Genomic DNA, 14,907 nt, shown 5'->3' on the forward strand with positions numbered 1-14,907 from the left:
TACGTGGCCGCTGCCGTTGCGGCTCGCCGGGATACGTCGGTGCAGTTCAGGCCGGCCTCCGACGCGCCCGCTACGCGCTCGGGCTCGCTGAAACCCTCGCTCCCTTCTTCAGGAAACCCATGTCCTCGTAGATCGGCGTCTGGAAGCCGAAGGCCCCCGCGTTGACCAGGTTCTTCCGTGCTCCCACCAGCTGCGGGCGCTGGTACAGCGGGATGGAGCCCGCCGCCGCCCAGATGCGGGCGTCCGCCTTGCGGATCAGGTCCCGCGCCTCGTCCTCGTCCAGCGTGGTCGCGGCCTGCTCGAAGAGCTGGTCGACCTGGTCCGTGCCGACCCGGGTGTAGTTCTGCTCCACGTTCACCGAGCCGTCCGCGGCCGGGACCGGCTTGGCGTAGACGGGCCGGGCGTCGGTGGCGGGGAAGGCGGAGGACGGCCAGGAGTACAGGGCGAGGTCGTAGTCGCCGGCGGCGATGTGGTCCTTGAAGTAGCTCTCGTCCGAGACCTTGGTGATCGTCGCGCGGATGCCGACCTGCTCCAGCATCGCGGAGATCCGCTCGGCGACCGAGTTCAGGGTCTCGGAGCCGGGTCCGGAGGGCAGGACGAAGCGGAGCGCGAGCGGCTTGCCGTCCTTGGCGAGGGGCCCGGCTGGGGCGGCGGCCGGGGCGGCCGTGCCCTTGGGGGCGTAGGCGCCGGGCGCGCCGCCGTGCTTGCCCTCCTGCGCGAGGTGCTGGTCGGGGTGCTCGTGCCCGTCGCCGGCGGACTCGTGGTGCGTGCCCTTGCCGTCGCCGTCGCTGCCGCCGTGGGTCCTGCCGCCGCCGTCGGTGCCGCCGTGGCCGCTGCCGCCGTCGTGCCGGTCGTCGTGCCGGTCGTCGTGGCCCTTGTCGTCCTCCCCGACGATGTACTCGCCGTCGTCCCCGCCGTCCGAGACGTCCCCGTCCTGCTTGTCCTTGTCCTGCTTGTCCTTGTCCTGCTTCCCGGGACCGGCCGCCTTCTGGCCCTTCTTCTCCTCCTTCAGCGGACCGCCGCGCACCCAGCCGGCGTCGGCGAGCAGCGCCTGCGCCTCCTTGGCGTCCTGGCCGCCGATCGCGCCGCTGTTGTCGGCGTAGGCGACCTGTCCGGACAGCGCGAGGTGGCTGCCGACCGGGACCGCGGGCAGGCCCAGCGGGGTGAGCACCAGCCGGGCCAGCTCGGTGCGGTCCAGGGCGCGGGCGACGGCCCGGCGGACCCGTTCGTCGGTGAGGGGGCCGGTGGAGCCGTTGAGGGCGAGCTGGGTGTAGGCGGGCTCCAGGGACTTGCGGACCTCTACGTCCCGCAGCGCCTGCTGCTGCTCCAGGTAGCGGGTGATGGCCTTGCGGAGCTTCTTCTTCCCGGCGTGCACCTGGTCGGAGTCGAGGCCGTGCGCGAGCGCCCACTCGCGCAGCTTCTTCACGGAGGTCCTGCCCCCGGCGCCCTGGAGGGGGGTGCCGGTGCCCTTCGCCCGGTTGGCGAGGCCGATCCGCTGGGCGTCGGCGGAGTCGATCTCGGCGAGGTCCACGCTGCCGTCGGCGAGCGCGGCGGCCCGCTTGTCGCGGGAGACGGCGTGCAGCACGATCTGGTTCAGCTTGGCGGGCTTGCCCCACCAGCGGGTGTTGCGGGTGAGGACGACGTCCTTCTTGGCGGTGTCGACCTTCTCCACCTTGAAGGGTCCGGCGGTGACCGTGAGCTTGCGGCGGGCGCCGTCGTTGAAGGCGTCCGGGGTGCCCATGACGTCCTTCGGGTACAGCGGGGAGAACAGCGACTTCCAGTCGGCGTAGGGGCGGGAGAAGGTGACCCGCACCTGGAGGTCGTTGGCGCCGCGCTCGATCTTGGCGATGCGGTCGTAGCCGGCGTTGCGGGCGGTCCAGTAGGCGCTGTTCCTGCCGGACAGGGCGCGCCACTGGGCGACGAAGTCGGCGGCGCCGATCTCCCGGCCGTCGCTCCAGACGGCCTGCTGGTTGAGCTTGTACAGCACGACCTGGCGCGGCTCGGTCTCGATGACCTTGGCCGACTCCAGGTAGGCCGGGTTGGCCACCGGCCGGCCGGCGGAGTCCAGCCGGAACATGGAGGGCAGCACGGCCTGGGCGATCCGGCTGGTGGCGGTGTCGGCGTCGGCCTGGAAGGTGTTCAGGGTCTCCGGTACGGCGTCCACGGCCCACTTCAGGGTGCCGCCGTCGGCGACCAGGTCCCGGGCGACCGGGGCGATGTCCTGCGGTGCGAGCGGGCTGCTGACCTCGTCGTCGTCACCGCAGCCGGCGAGCAGGGGGACGGCCAGGGCGCTCGCGCTGAGGAAGACGAGGGCCCGCCGCAGGTGCCGGGGCCGGCCGTCGGTCGTCTGCGGGTGCGTCGTGGCCGGTCGCGCCCCGCGGCGGAGCCGCTGATCGATGCAGCCCCGCGCCCCTTCAGGGCGCTGCCCGACGCCGTCGTAGGACATCTCTGCTACCTCCAGGAAGCCGAGGGCTTTATGCTCACATTTGTCGGTATGTGGAGCTGATCACGTTTGGCGGTATATGGAGCTGATCAGATCTATGCGGCCCACTGAAGAGGAAAGGATCCGGCAACAGCGGGCGACACGGCGACGACAGCCCGTAAGCCCACCCGTGCGGCGCAACACACCGGGCGATGCACCCGTACGCCCCGGCCAATCGCTGCACATCCCTTCACATCGGCAGGCGTGAGGCGCAACACTCCAAGGCGCATGAACGTTGCCGTCCATGGCCCGCCGGACCCGCGGAAGCGAGGGCAAGTCATGTCCGTGCACGACGACATCAACGCCGTCCAGCGCTGTCTCGACGACCTCCACCGGTCGCTCGGCCGCCTGGAACACCAGCTCGGCAGCGGCGGCCTGGAGATACGCCGGGTCCGTCTGGACGCCGACCATCTGCGCGAGAGCGTGGCCCTGCTCCGGGAGGCCGCCACCACCGAGGCCACACCGCGCCGGCCCGACCTCGTCACCATCTCCGACGCGCCGTACGACATCAGCCTGTGGACGGACACGGACGACGAGGGACTGGGCGCCCGCGACCGCCGCGCCCCCTGAGAAACCGCTACCGACCGGAGTCCTGACTTGGCTACTGGTACGGAACCCCAACAGAACAGCGGCGGCGTACGCAGCCGTACGCGCGCCGCGATCACCGCCCCGCACCTGCGGACCGACCGCTGGTGGCTGGCGCCCGCCGGCACCGCGGCCGGTCTGCTGGCGTTCGTCGTGTACTCGACCTGGCGGGCCTTCGCGAACGCCGACTACTACGCCGCGCCGTATGTCTCGCCGTTCTACTCCCCGTGCCTGGCGGAGAACTGCCGGAGCATGCGCGCGGGGCCCAACGCCGACCTCTTCGGGGGCTGGTGGGGCATCTCCCCCGCGATCATCATCCTGATCTTCCCGCTCGGCTTCCGGCTGACCTGCTACTACTACCGCAAGGCGTACTACCGCGCCTTCTGGGCGTCCCCGCCCGCCTGCGCGGTCGCCGAACCGCACCGGACGTACACCGGCGAGACCCGCTTCCCGCTGATCCTGCAGAACGTCCACCGGTACTTCTTCTACGCCGCCCTGCTGGTGGCCGGCGTGCTGACGTACGACACCGTGCTGGCCTTCCGGGACGAGCACTACCGGTGGGGACACATGGGCCTCGGCACCCTGGTCTTCCTCGCCAACATCGTGCTGATCTGGGCGTACACCCTCTCCTGCCACTCCTGCCGGCACATCGTGGGCGGCAAGCTCAAGCACTTCTCCCGGCATCCCGTGCGCTACCGGGCCTGGCAGTTCGTCGGGCGGCTCAACGCCCGGCACATGCAGCTGGCCTGGGCCTCGCTGCTCAGCGTGGCACTCGCCGACTTCTACGTGTATCTGGTCGCGTCCGGCGTCTTCGACGATCCGAGGTTCTTCTGATGGCAGCGGTGGAACGGCAGCAGTGGGACGTCGTGGTCGTCGGCGCGGGCGGCGCCGGGCTGCGCGCGGCGATCGAGGCGCGCGAACGGGGCGCCCGTACGGCGGTGATCTGCAAGTCGCTGTTCGGCAAGGCGCATACGGTGATGGCCGAGGGCGGCATCGCGGCGGCGATGGCCAACGCCAACGAGCACGACACCTGGCAGGTGCACTTCCGCGACACCATGCGCGGCGGCAAGTTCCTCAACCAGTGGCGGATGGCCGAGCTGCACGCGCAGGAGGCCCCGGACCGGGTGTGGGAGCTGGAGACCTGGGGCGCGCTGTTCGACCGGACGAAGGACGGCCGGATCTCGCAGCGCAACTTCGGCGGGCACGAGTACCCGCGCCTGGCCCACGTCGGCGACCGCACCGGCCTGGAGCTGATCCGCACGCTCCAGCAGAAGATCGTCGCGCTGCAGCAGGAGGACTTCAAGGAGACCGGGGACTACGAGTCCCGGCTGAAGGTCTTCCAGGAGTGCACGGTCACACGGGTCCTGAAGGACGGGGGCCGGGTGTCCGGGGTCTTCGCCTACGACCGTGAGACCGGCCGCTTCTTCGTCCTGGAGGCACCCGCCGTGGTCCTCGCCACCGGCGGCATCGGCAAGTCCTTCAAGGTCACGTCGAACTCGTGGGAGTACACCGGCGACGGCCACGCGCTGGCGCTGCTCGCGGGCGCCCCCCTGCTGAACATGGAGTTCGTGCAGTTCCACCCGACCGGCATGGTCTGGCCGCCGTCGGTGAAGGGCATCCTCGTCACCGAGTCGGTGCGCGGCGACGGCGGGATCCTCAGGAACTCCGAGGGCAAGCGGTTCATGTTCGACTACATCCCGGACGTCTTCAAGGAGAAGTACGCCGAGTCGGAGGAGGAGGCCGACCGGTGGTACGAGGACCCGGACCACAACCGCCGGCCCCCCGAACTGCTCCCCCGCGACGAGGTGGCCCGCGCGATCAACGCCGAGGTGAAGGCGGGCCGGGGCTCCCCGCACGGCGGGGTCTTCCTGGACGTGTCGACCCGGATGCCCGCCGAGGTGATCCGGCGCCGGCTGCCGTCCATGTACCACCAGTTCAAGGAGCTGGCGGACGTCGACATCACCGCCGAGGCGATGGAGGTCGGCCCGACCTGCCACTACGTGATGGGCGGCATCGCGGTCGACTCCGACACCGCGGCGGCCCGCGGGGTGCCGGGGCTGTACGCGGCCGGTGAGGTGGCCGGCGGTATGCACGGCTCCAACCGGCTCGGCGGCAACTCCCTCTCCGACCTGCTGGTCTTCGGCCGCCGGGCGGGCTGGCACGCGGCGGAGTACGCGCAGGGGCTGGCATACCAGCGCCCGCCGGTGGACGACGCCCAGGTCGACGCGGCCGCGGCCGAGGCGCTGCGGCCCTTCTCCGCGGAGGCGGAGGGCGAGACCGGCCCGCCGGAGAACCCGTACACCCTGCACCAGGAACTCCAGCAGGCGATGAACGACCTGGTGGGCATCATCCGCCGTGAGGGCGAGATGGAGCAGGCCCTGCACAAGCTGGCCGAGCTGCGGACCCGGGCCCGCCGGGCCGGGGTCGAGGGCCACCGCCAGTTCAACCCCGGCTGGCACCTCGCCCTGGACCTCAGGAACATGCTGCTGGTCAGCGAGTGCGTGGCCCGGGCCGCGCTGGAGCGCACCGAGTCGCGCGGCGGGCACACCCGCGAGGACCATCCGACGATGGACCGGGCCTGGCGCAACATGAACCTGCTGTGCACCCTCGCCGACCCCACCGGCGGCCTCGCCGGGACCGACCCGGCCCGGGGCCAGATCCGCCTCGCCCGCGAGACCACCGAGCCCATCCGCCCGGACCTGCTCGCCCTCTTCGAGAAGGAGGAGCTGGTCAAGTACCTCGCCGAAGAGGAGCTGTACGAGTGAGCAGCTACGAGGCCCGCTTCAAGGTGTGGCGGGGTGACGAACAGGGCGGCGGCCTAGAGGACTTCACGGTGGAGGTGAACGACGGCGAGGTGGTCCTGGACATCGTCCACCGCCTCCAGGCCACCCAGGCGCCCGACCTCGCCGTGCGCTGGAACTGCAAGGCGGGCAAGTGCGGTTCGTGCTCGGCGGAGATCAACGGCCGCCCACGGCTGCTGTGCATGACCCGCATGTCGGTCTTCGACCGCGCCGAGACGGTCACGATCACCCCGCTGCGCGCCTTCCCGGTGATCCGGGACCTGGTGACGGACGTCGGCTTCAACTACGAGAAGGCCCGGGAGATCCCGTCCTTCGTACCGCCCGCCGGTCTCGGCCCCGGCGAGTACCGCATGTTCCAGGAGGACGTGGACCGCGCGCAGGAGTTCCGCAAGTGCATCGAGTGCTTCCTGTGCCAGAACACCTGCCATGTGGTGCGCGACCACGAGGAGAACAAACGGGCGTTCGCCGGTCCCCGCTATCTGATGCGGGTCGCCGAACTCGACATGCACCCGCTGGACGCGGCGGCCGAGACCGGCCTGGACCGCGGCCGCACCGCCCAGGACGACCACGGCCTCGGCTACTGCAACATCACCAAGTGCTGCACGGAGGTCTGCCCCGAGGGCATCAAGATCACCGACAACGCGCTGATCCCGCTGAAGGAACGCGCGGTCGACCGCAAGTACGACCCGCTGGTGTGGCTCGGCTCGAAGATCAGGAGGCGTCCCGCAGAAGGCCGAGCGCCCGCCGGAGATTGAACTCCGCGATCTGCCGCATGGCTTCCCGCTCCGGGAAGTCGCCGTCGAGCAGCCGCAGCGGCCCGGCGACCAGGTTCAGGTGCGTCGCGAGCCGGTACAGGGCCATCCGGTCCGCGTCGAGGCCGGGGGCGCGCAGCACCTCGTAGGCGGGTCCGAAACGGAGCTGGAGGAAGACGTGCTCCCACTCGGCGTCGAAGTACATCAGGCCTTCGATGTCGATGAGCGCGGGATCGCCGTCCGGGGTCACCAGGACGTGGTCCGGGCCGAGTTCGCCGTGCACGAGGGAGGTGTGGCCGCGCGGCCGGACGGCGCCCCGCAGGTCCCGCACCCGCTCCGTCAGCGCCTCGCGCACCGCGCGGACCCGTGGCTCCCGCTCGGCGGTGTCCGCGATGTCCCGCACCGCCCGGTCGGCGACGGCCTGCGCGCAGGAGCCGCCGAGCGCGGTCCCGCCCTCCGCCACCAGGAGGGCCTTGCCGTGCCCGGCGGCCGTGCACTCCCGCAGCACCCCGAGCACCCCGGCCAGCCGCTCCAGCGGCACCCGGGCCGCGTCCGGCTCCTCGCGCAGCAGCCGCTCCAGGCTCGCGCCCCGGACGTCCTCCACGACCGCCGCGGGCGCGGGCAGGTGGACGGCGTCCTCGTCGGCGAGCAGCAGCCGCGGGACGCGGACACCCAGCTCGGTGAGCCGGTGGTGGGCGGCCAGGAACAGACCGATGCCGGAGGCGTGCGAGAAGCTGTCGCGGATGTCGGTGCCGGACCGCCCCCAGTAGTCCTCCCCGGGGGACCAGACGTACGCGATCGCGGTGCCGCCGTTGTCGAGGAGGAGCCGGTAGACGCCCTTCTTGGAGCCGCCGCGCAGCCGGTGGACGGCGGTGGGGGTACGGCCGAGGGCCGCGCGGGCGAGCGGGGCGAGGCCGTCACGGGTGAGGGGGGCGCGGGCGGGCGTCATGGCGTACGGACCCAGTCCCTCCGATAGGCGGTCCAGTCATCCTCGGTGGCGGCGAAGTCGACGTACAGGGCGACGCCGAAGCGGGCGCGGTCCGCGTCGGTCCGGGACAGGCCCAGCCGTACGCCCCGCACGGCCGCCGGGACGGTCTCGGCGTGCGCCCAGTGGCCGATCTTGTTCTCGTGGTAGAAGGGCAGGCCCATCAGCAGGTCGGTGCTCTCCGGGGTGACCTCCAGGGCGAGGCTGGTCTGCTGGGCCACATAGCCGCCGTACAGGCTCTCCAGCGGCTGCATGGTGTCGTACGACATGACGGCGATCTGGTCCACCCGGCGGGCCACCTGCCCGAAGTACGCCTGCGACCACCACTTGGGGTGGCCGGTGGCGGCACCCGCGAGGGAGTGGAGGGCGGGCAGCGGGTCGATCTGGTGGGCGGCGACGGAGAGCACGGCGCCCCGGGCGTGGGTCAGCTCGCGGAGGTCGTCCAGGAGGCCGAGGTAGTCGCGGTCGCCGGAGTGCAGGGGTTCGAGGTCGAAGTGGGCGCCCTGGAAGCCGGCGGCGAGGACGGCGCGGGTCGAGTCGAGGATCGCGGCGCGGGTGGCCGCACGGTCGAGCCGCAGCCCCTGCGCGCCCTCGCCGGCCAGCCTGTCCCCGAGCCAGGCCTGGACCCGCACACCGGGCAGCTCCCGGTGGACGGCCGCCGTCAGCCGGCGGGCCTTCCGGTACGCCGACGCGGGGAGAGTGCCGTCGTGCTCCAGCGGCCCCGCGTGCACGTACAGATCACGGATGCCGGTGTCACGGAGGCGGCGGGCGAGGGCCTTGACGTCCCGGTCGGACTTCCGCCCGTCCACCCAGGCGTGCCCCAGCCAGAGGGCGTCCTGGTGCCGGGTACGGGTGCCGGGGGCCGGATCACCGGTGTAGTTGAGCCGGAGGGCCGCCTCGGCGGTGAGGAGCGGCAGCAGGAGGAGGGCGAGAACGGCGGAGGCGATGCGGAGGACACGGCGCTTGCGGGGGCGGGGGGTGCGGGGCTGGGGGTCGGGGTGGGGTTCGGATTGGGGGTCGGGCTGGGATTCGGATTGGGGTCGGGTGCCCGCTGAGGCGCCGTCCGGCTGCTCGCCCGTCGGGGTGTCGTCCGCCCGCCGTTCCTCCGCCGGTTTCCCGGCCGCCGGTATCTCGTCCGCCGGTTTCCCGTCCGCCGGTATCTCGTCCGGCTGGTTTTCGTCCGGCTGGTTTTCGTCCATCCCGCCCCCCTGTCCGCCTGGTCCCCCACCCGTATCCGTCCCGCTCGCGGAGCCGCCTACCTGCCCATACGCTCCGAAATGTGACGTCCTCCCTGATCCGGGGCCGGCCTCGGCGTGCCACCGCGTACATACGGGTGCGGGTGGTGCATGCCGTGCTGGGTGCCCTGGTGGGAGCCGGATGGCTGGTGTTGCCGGTGATGACGGCCCAGGCCCGTGATCCGGTTCCCGCGGCCCCCGTGGGCGTGGTGGCGAGTGCCGCCGCCCCGCAGCAGGACGGGACGTCGGCGGCCGACCTCGTGCTGCCGCTGATCGCCGGGGTCGCGGCCGTGTCCCTGGCCGGATACGGCTACCTGCGGCGCACCCGCCGGGCCCGGACCCGGACGACCCCGGGCACCGTCTCGGCGCACCCGCCCACACCCACCCCGGCGGACTCCGAGCGCCAGGCGCGGGCGGCACTGCGGCTGGCCGACGACTGCGTGCGGACCAGCAGGGAGGAACTGTCCTTCGTGGGGGAGCTGTTCCCGGAGAAGCAGACGGAGCCGTTCACGCACGCGCTGCGGGCCGCCGAGACCGAGCTGTCGGCGGCGTTCGCGATCTGGCGGCGGTACGAGGAGGGCGTCCCGGAGGAGGCGAGCGCGCGGCGCCAGGCGCTGGTCGGGGTGATCGGCCGCTGTGCGGAGGCGGGGCGCCGGCTGGACGCGGAGGCGGAGGCGCTGGACCGGTTGCGGGGGCTGGGTGAGGAGCAGGAGGGCGGGGAACGGGGGGTGGGGGCGGCGCTGGTGGTGGCCGAGGAGCGGTTCCGGGAGCTGGCGGCGCGGGCGGTGACCGCGCAGGGCACCCTGGCTTCCCTGCGGGAGCGGTACGCGCCTTCGGCGGCCGGGCCCGTCACCGGGTACGTCGAACAGGCCAAGGACCGGCTGGTGTTCGCCACCGCCCGGCTCAACGAGGCCCGCCAGGCCGTCGACGCGGGCGATCTGCGGCGGGCCGCCCGGCGGTTGCGCGCCGGGGAGGGCGCGGTGGTCCAGGCGGGGGTGCTGGTGGGCGGGGTGGAGCGGCTCGCGGCCCTGCTGCGGGAGGCTGCCGGGCTGGTGCCGGCGGCGCTGACCGGCGCGGAGGCGGAGCTGGCGGCGGTCCGGAGCGGGACCCGGGGGGCCTCGCTGACCACGGGTGAGCTGCACGCCCGGCTGGCCCACGCCGACGGGGTGCTGGCGGCGGTCCGCGAGGAGCTGACGGGCGGTCCGTACGACCCGCTGGACGCGCTGCGCCGGATCGCCCGGGCCGCCGAGCGGCTGGACGGGGCGGCGCGAGGCGGGGTGCTGGACAGCGCGGCGCTGCTCGTGGCGCGGAGTTCCGTGGCCGGGGCGGAGGAGTTCGTCGCGGTGCACCGGGGGGCCGTGGGCACGGAGCCCCGGGCCCTGCTGGCGGAGGCGGTACGAGCGCTGGGCGCGGGCGACACCGCCCGGGCCGACTCCGTGGCCCGGGCGGCACGGGAGCTGGCCGAACGGGACGTACGGGCCTACGGCACGCCCCGCACCGGCCCCGAGGCCCACACGGCCGGCCTCACCGGCGCCCTCCTCGGCGGAATCCTCCTCCCGGAGGACCCGGACACCGACCTGCCTGCCGCCTTCGGCGGCCCCGACACCCGCGCGCGCCACCACGCGTAGGCCTCCGAGAACCCCTCAGAAGAGGCTGAGCAACGCTTCCGCGGGGTCGGTGAGGGTTCCCTCTCCGCCCGGCAACGGCAGCTCGAACCACACCGTCTTGCCGCGAGGCGTCCGGCGGGAGCCCCAGGCCGCGCTGAGGAGCCCGACCAGTTGCAGGCCCCGGCCGCCCTCGTCGGTGTCCCGGGCCCGTCGGCGCCGTGGCTGGACGAGCCCGGAGTCCCAGACCTCGCAGACCAGCGTGCGGTCGAGCAGCAGCCGCAGTCTGATCTCCCCCTCGCCGTACCGCAGCGCGTTCGTCACCAGCTCGCTGACCAGCAGTTCCGTCGTGTCGACCAGCGGCTCCAGGTCCCAGGACAGCAACTGCCCGCGGGCGTACTCCCGGGCCCGGCCCACGCTGCGCGGCTCCCGCGGCAGGGTCCAGTCGCCGACCGAGTCGGCGGGCAGCCCCTGCACCCGGGCCATCAGCAGGGCGATGTCGTCCTCGCCGTGGTGGGTGTCCAGGGTGTTGAGGACGTGGTCGCAGACGTCCTCCAGGGGGCGGGAGGGGTCGGTGAGCGCGCCGATGAAGGCCTGGAGGCCCTCGTCCAGGGGATGGTCGCGGGACTCGACCAGGCCGTCCGTGTACAGCGCGAGCAGGGCGCCCTCGGGGAGTTCGACCTCCACCTCCTCGAACGGCTCGCCGCCCACCCCGAGGGGCATGCCGGGCGGCACGTCGAGCATCAGCGCCGCCTCGCCGGGCTCGACCAGGACCGGCGGCAGATGGCCGGCGTTGGCGAACGTACATCGCCTGGTGACGGAGTCGTACACGGCGTACACGCAGGTCGCCAGGTACACCTCCGAGAGGTCGGCGTCCCTGGGCTGACGGGCCGTCCGGGTCGCCTGCTGGACCCCGCCCGGCGTGCCGAGGCCGCGCGCGATCTCGTCCAGGGCCGACAGCACCTCCGCCGGTTCCAGGTCCAGCAGGGCCAGGGTCCGTACGGCCGTGCGCAGTTCACCCATCGCGACCGCGGCCCGCAGGCCCCGGCCCATGACGTCGCCGACCACCAACGCGGTGCGGTGCCCGGGGAGTTCGATGACGTCGAACCAGTCGCCGCCCACCTCCGTCGCCGCGTTGCCCGGCAGATAGCGGCAGGCGATGTCCAGACCGGAGGCCTCGGGGTCGCCGGGCGGGAGCAGGGACCGCTGCAGTATCAACGCCCGTTCGTGCTCGCGGCGGTAGAGGCGGGCGTTGTCGATGCAGACCGCGGCCCGCGCCGCCAGTTCGACCGCCAGCTCCCGGTCGCGGTCGCCGAACGGCTCGCTGCCCTTCGTACGGGCGAACTGCGCGAGGCCTACGACCGTGTCGTGGGCGACCATCGGCACGGCCAGCGTGGACTGCACGAGGCCGCCCTCCTCGGCGGGCACGTGCTGCGGCCGGGCGGTGCGCAGGGCGTCCGCGCAGGGCGAGTTGAACGGGTAGTGGTGGACCGCGCCGACCTCCACGGCTTTCCCGGAACCGCTGAAGGGCGCGCCGGAGACGGCGCTGGCGAAGGCGACGCGGCGCAGTTCGGCGCTGCCGTCGGCGAGCCCGGGCGGGGTCTCGTCGCCGGCCAGCAGGCCCTGGTAGAGGTCGACGGTGGCGAGGTCGCAGAAGCCGGGGACGACGACGTCGAGGAGTTCACGGGCCGTGGTCTCCAGGTCCAGGGAGTTCCCTATGCGGGCGCCGGCCTCGTTGAGCAGCGCGAGGTTGCGGCGGGCGGCGGCGGCCTCGCGGGCGGCGGCGCGGCGGGCGGTGATGTCGGTGCCGAGCCAGGCGATACCGATGGGCCGGCCGCTGCCGCTGTGCACGCGGTAGAGGTTGACCGACCAGTGCCGGCGTTCCTCCGAGCCGGGGACGAAGCCGGTGACGTGCATGTCGGTGATGGACTCGCCGGTCTCCAGCACCCGCCGCAGGGTGGCCGCAACCCGCTCGGCCTCGCCGCGCAGCAGATAGTCGTGAACTCCCCTGCCCCGGTGGTCGTCCGGGGTTCCGCCGAAGACGGAGGCGAACCGCATGTTGGCGCGGCGGACCCGCAACTCGGCGTCGATCAGGAGGAATCCGAAGGGCGATTGACCGAAAATCGCCTGCGAGGCGGCGAGATCGGTCTCGATGCTGCGCAGCGTGCGGACGTCCACGACGATGCAGACGGCGGCCTTCTCGCCCTCGGCGGTGCGCGTCGGCATGACGTAGACCTCGGCCAGGCCCTCCTCGCCGCGCGTGCCGTCCGGCCGGTCCGGCATCCGGAAGGGAACCACTCCGGTCCACTCGCGCCCGTCGAGGATTTCGGCCATCTTCCGCTGGCCGCGATCGCGCAGGTCGGGGTCGACGAAGGCCTCGATCGGGTCCATGCCGACGGCGCGTTCGGCGGGGATCCCGAAGAGCTGCTCGGCGCGCAGGCTCCACTGCTCGACCAGTCCGCCGGGGCTGATGGAGAAGGACGCGACCTTGATGTAGTCGTAGATCGAACCGGGCGGACTGCTCTGCCACATGGCGTCACCGGGCGCCGCGGCAGTCTCCGCGGCCTGACTCCTCGCGCCGTCCGACGGGTCCTCGGACTCCGTGGCCTTCGCTGGTATCTCGCTCACGCGAACCGTCCCCTCCAGCTCACCGCGTCCGGCACCGGTCACCGGGGGCGGCTGCCCGCAGTATCCAGCACTACGGCGCCGCACGACACGGTGTTCACGATCACAGCTCGGTCCAGGTGTTTTTCGGACCGGTCCGTGACAACACTTCCACTCTTCTAACCAGGGAACACACCGCCGAATCACCCACCACCGGACCGCGTGCGCCCCCGGCGCGCACGATGGACGGCACGCCGACGGCTGTACACCCCCGTGCCCCCGCGGCTGCCGCGACGTCACCCGGGCACAGCCAGTTCGAACCAGACGGTCTTTCCGCTCGCGCCGGGCCGGGTGCCCCAGCGGCGGGAGGAGCCGGCGACCAGCTGGAGGCCGCGTCCGCTCTCGTCCTCGGGCCGCGCGACACGTTCCCGGGGCGGGTCGGGGAGCGGGTCGGAGACCTCCACCCGCAGCGTGTCCTCGATCCCGGCCGGGCGGACCAGCCGTACGCCGATGGGACCGGCCGCGTGCCGCAGCGAGTTGGTGACCAGCTCGCTGACCAGCAGCGCGGCGAGATCGGCGAGGCAGTCGAGGTCCCAGCCGTGCAACTGGCCCCGGACCGCCGCGCGGGCGGCGCGCACGGCGCCCGGTTCCGCCGGAAAGGTCCACTCGGCGCAGTCGCCATCGGTGTCGATCACGCCGATCACTTCCCAGGCCAGCGAGCCCACCCATGTCCGGTTTCATGGGGTTAATGGGCACATACCCGGTATCGAGGCGGCAGTACCGCGCGAGAGGGCGCATGGTGGCACGTCCGGCGTACCGAGCGCGCCTAGGAGGTCGGGGGGTGCTGTCGACGTGCGACTGCGGGTTCGTCGCGGTCGGTCGCGCAGTTGTCCGCGCCCCTCGCGGGCGGGGTCACGCCCTCGCCCTGCCATCGGGCGGACACCTCCCGGACCGCCGGGACGTCCTGGTCCAGCCAGTCGACCTCCCAGAGGCGGTCCGGGGTCAGCCAGCGCAGATCGTCATGGTCCTGGAGGGGGCTCGGCGCGGGGGAGCCGGGGCACAGGCGGGCCGTCCACACCTGGAGGACGTACGGCGTGCGCAGCGGCCACTCGCCGGGCACGCGGCCGAGCGGCTCGGCGTCGACGCCCAGCTCCTCGCGCAGCTCGCGCACCAGGGCGTCCTCGGGCCGCTCCCCCGCCTCGACCTTGCCGCCGGGCAGCTCCCAGCGCCCGGCCAGGTCGGCGGGCGCGCTGCGGCGTGCGGCCAGCAGCCGGCCGCCGTCGAGCAGGGCGGCTCCCACCACCACGATCCGTTCCGCTCCGGGAGTCATGCGCGTCATGGAGCGGAGCCTACGGGAGCGCGCGGCCGGTCAGTTCTGCGCGCCGTCCCGGTTCTGGCCGATGCGCTCGACCCAGTAGAGCTGCTTGTGCCCCCGGTCGTCGAGGCTGTCGGCGATCTTCTGCGCCTCCGCGCGGGTCGCGTACCGGCCGACGCGGTAGCGATTGCCGTTGTCGTCCTGCCGTATCACGATCCAGGGAAGGGAGACCGTGCCCTCACTCATGGCCCCCACCGCCCGCGGTCCTTCTCGCACCACCCCACCTGCTTCCCGTCTCGGGCCCCCGCAGTGCCCCGCCTAAGGAAACCGCAATCCGCATATGCCCGAGCGTACGCCCAACCTTCACGCTGCGAATACGGCTTTTCACAAAGAGGTACGCAACCAGCCAGAACGCCGGGGGCGCACGGGACCGAATGCGCCGTCGCGACCTCTGTCGGCTGGGGTCGCAGGCATGCCGGGGGCACCCTCGGCCACCTGGGAAAACGGCCGGATCGCTGCGTCGCGTGAGGGGCCCGCGAGGTGC

At 73.0% G+C, this 14,907-nt stretch carries 12 protein-coding genes; 5 read left to right on the forward strand and 7 right to left on the reverse strand.

Features of this window, described 5'->3' with window-relative positions; all coding sequences use genetic code 11:
* Window positions 1-70: 70 nt before the first annotated feature.
* Window positions 71-2,446, reverse strand: a complete 2,376-nt coding sequence (locus ACZ4U1_RS28255) for an ABC transporter family substrate-binding protein (protein WP_467906963.1) — start codon at window positions 2,444-2,446, stop codon at window positions 71-73.
* Window positions 2,447-2,761: 315 nt separating this feature from the next.
* Between ACZ4U1_RS28255 and ACZ4U1_RS28260 the strand changes: the two genes are divergently transcribed.
* From ACZ4U1_RS28260 to ACZ4U1_RS28275, 4 genes are read left to right on the forward strand one after another with little or no spacing between them, the layout of a single operon-like run.
* Window positions 2,762-3,052, forward strand: a complete 291-nt coding sequence (locus ACZ4U1_RS28260; protein ID WP_467906964.1) for a hypothetical protein — start codon at window positions 2,762-2,764, stop codon at window positions 3,050-3,052.
* A 27-nt stretch (window positions 3,053-3,079) separates the two neighbouring features.
* Window positions 3,080-3,901, forward strand: a complete 822-nt coding sequence (locus ACZ4U1_RS28265; protein WP_467906965.1) for a hypothetical protein — start codon at window positions 3,080-3,082, stop codon at window positions 3,899-3,901.
* Entirely contained in the window at window positions 3,901-5,832 is a 1,932-nt protein-coding gene (locus ACZ4U1_RS28270; protein ID WP_467906966.1) for a fumarate reductase/succinate dehydrogenase flavoprotein subunit, read from the forward strand. The genes ACZ4U1_RS28265 and ACZ4U1_RS28270 overlap by 1 nt, the downstream gene beginning before the upstream one ends.
* On the forward strand, window positions 5,829-6,623 hold the full coding sequence (locus ACZ4U1_RS28275) for a succinate dehydrogenase/fumarate reductase iron-sulfur subunit (protein WP_467906967.1): 795 nt from the start codon (window positions 5,829-5,831) through the stop codon (window positions 6,621-6,623). Before ACZ4U1_RS28270 ends, ACZ4U1_RS28275 begins: the two co-directional genes overlap by 4 nt.
* On the opposite strand, the gene ACZ4U1_RS28280 is transcribed toward ACZ4U1_RS28275, so the two are convergent.
* On the reverse strand, window positions 6,580-7,569 hold the full coding sequence (locus ACZ4U1_RS28280; RefSeq protein ID WP_467906968.1) for a phosphotransferase family protein: 990 nt from the start codon (window positions 7,567-7,569) through the stop codon (window positions 6,580-6,582). The two genes, ACZ4U1_RS28275 and ACZ4U1_RS28280, sit on opposite strands and share 44 nt — an antisense overlap.
* On the reverse strand, window positions 7,566-8,804 hold the full coding sequence (locus tag ACZ4U1_RS28285) for a glycoside hydrolase family 18 protein (protein ID WP_467906969.1): 1,239 nt from the start codon (window positions 8,802-8,804) through the stop codon (window positions 7,566-7,568). Before ACZ4U1_RS28285 ends, ACZ4U1_RS28280 begins: the two co-directional genes overlap by 4 nt.
* An 80-nt stretch (window positions 8,805-8,884) precedes the next feature.
* Between ACZ4U1_RS28285 and ACZ4U1_RS28290 the strand changes: the two genes are divergently transcribed.
* The gene (locus ACZ4U1_RS28290; protein ID WP_467906970.1) at window positions 8,885-10,468 is read left to right on the forward strand and encodes a hypothetical protein; all 1,584 of its coding nucleotides are present in this window, start codon (window positions 8,885-8,887) and stop codon (window positions 10,466-10,468) included.
* 15 nt (window positions 10,469-10,483) lie between these two features.
* Here the strand turns inward: ACZ4U1_RS28290 and ACZ4U1_RS28295 are convergent, their stop codons facing one another.
* The 4 genes from ACZ4U1_RS28295 to ACZ4U1_RS28310 form a co-directional block, all read right to left on the reverse strand.
* Window positions 10,484-13,072 carry a SpoIIE family protein phosphatase gene (locus tag ACZ4U1_RS28295; RefSeq protein WP_467906971.1) on the reverse strand — a complete coding sequence of 863 codons (2,589 nt, stop codon included), beginning with the start codon at window positions 13,070-13,072 and terminating at the stop codon, window positions 10,484-10,486.
* A 272-nt stretch (window positions 13,073-13,344) separates the two neighbouring features.
* Window positions 13,345-13,773, reverse strand: a complete 429-nt coding sequence (locus tag ACZ4U1_RS28300) for an ATP-binding protein (protein ID WP_467906972.1) — start codon at window positions 13,771-13,773, stop codon at window positions 13,345-13,347.
* Window positions 13,774-13,874: 101 nt separating this feature from the next.
* Window positions 13,875-14,387 (reverse strand): (deoxy)nucleoside triphosphate pyrophosphohydrolase, encoded by a 513-nt coding sequence (locus ACZ4U1_RS28305; protein ID WP_467906973.1) that lies wholly within the window; start codon window positions 14,385-14,387, stop codon window positions 13,875-13,877.
* Window positions 14,388-14,417: 30 nt separating this feature from the next.
* Entirely contained in the window at window positions 14,418-14,609 is a 192-nt protein-coding gene (locus tag ACZ4U1_RS28310) for an SPOR domain-containing protein (RefSeq protein ID WP_189301997.1), read from the reverse strand.
* Between the last annotated feature and the right edge of the window lie 298 nt (window positions 14,610-14,907).

Source organism: Streptomyces sp. NPDC028928, from assembly GCF_055564915.1.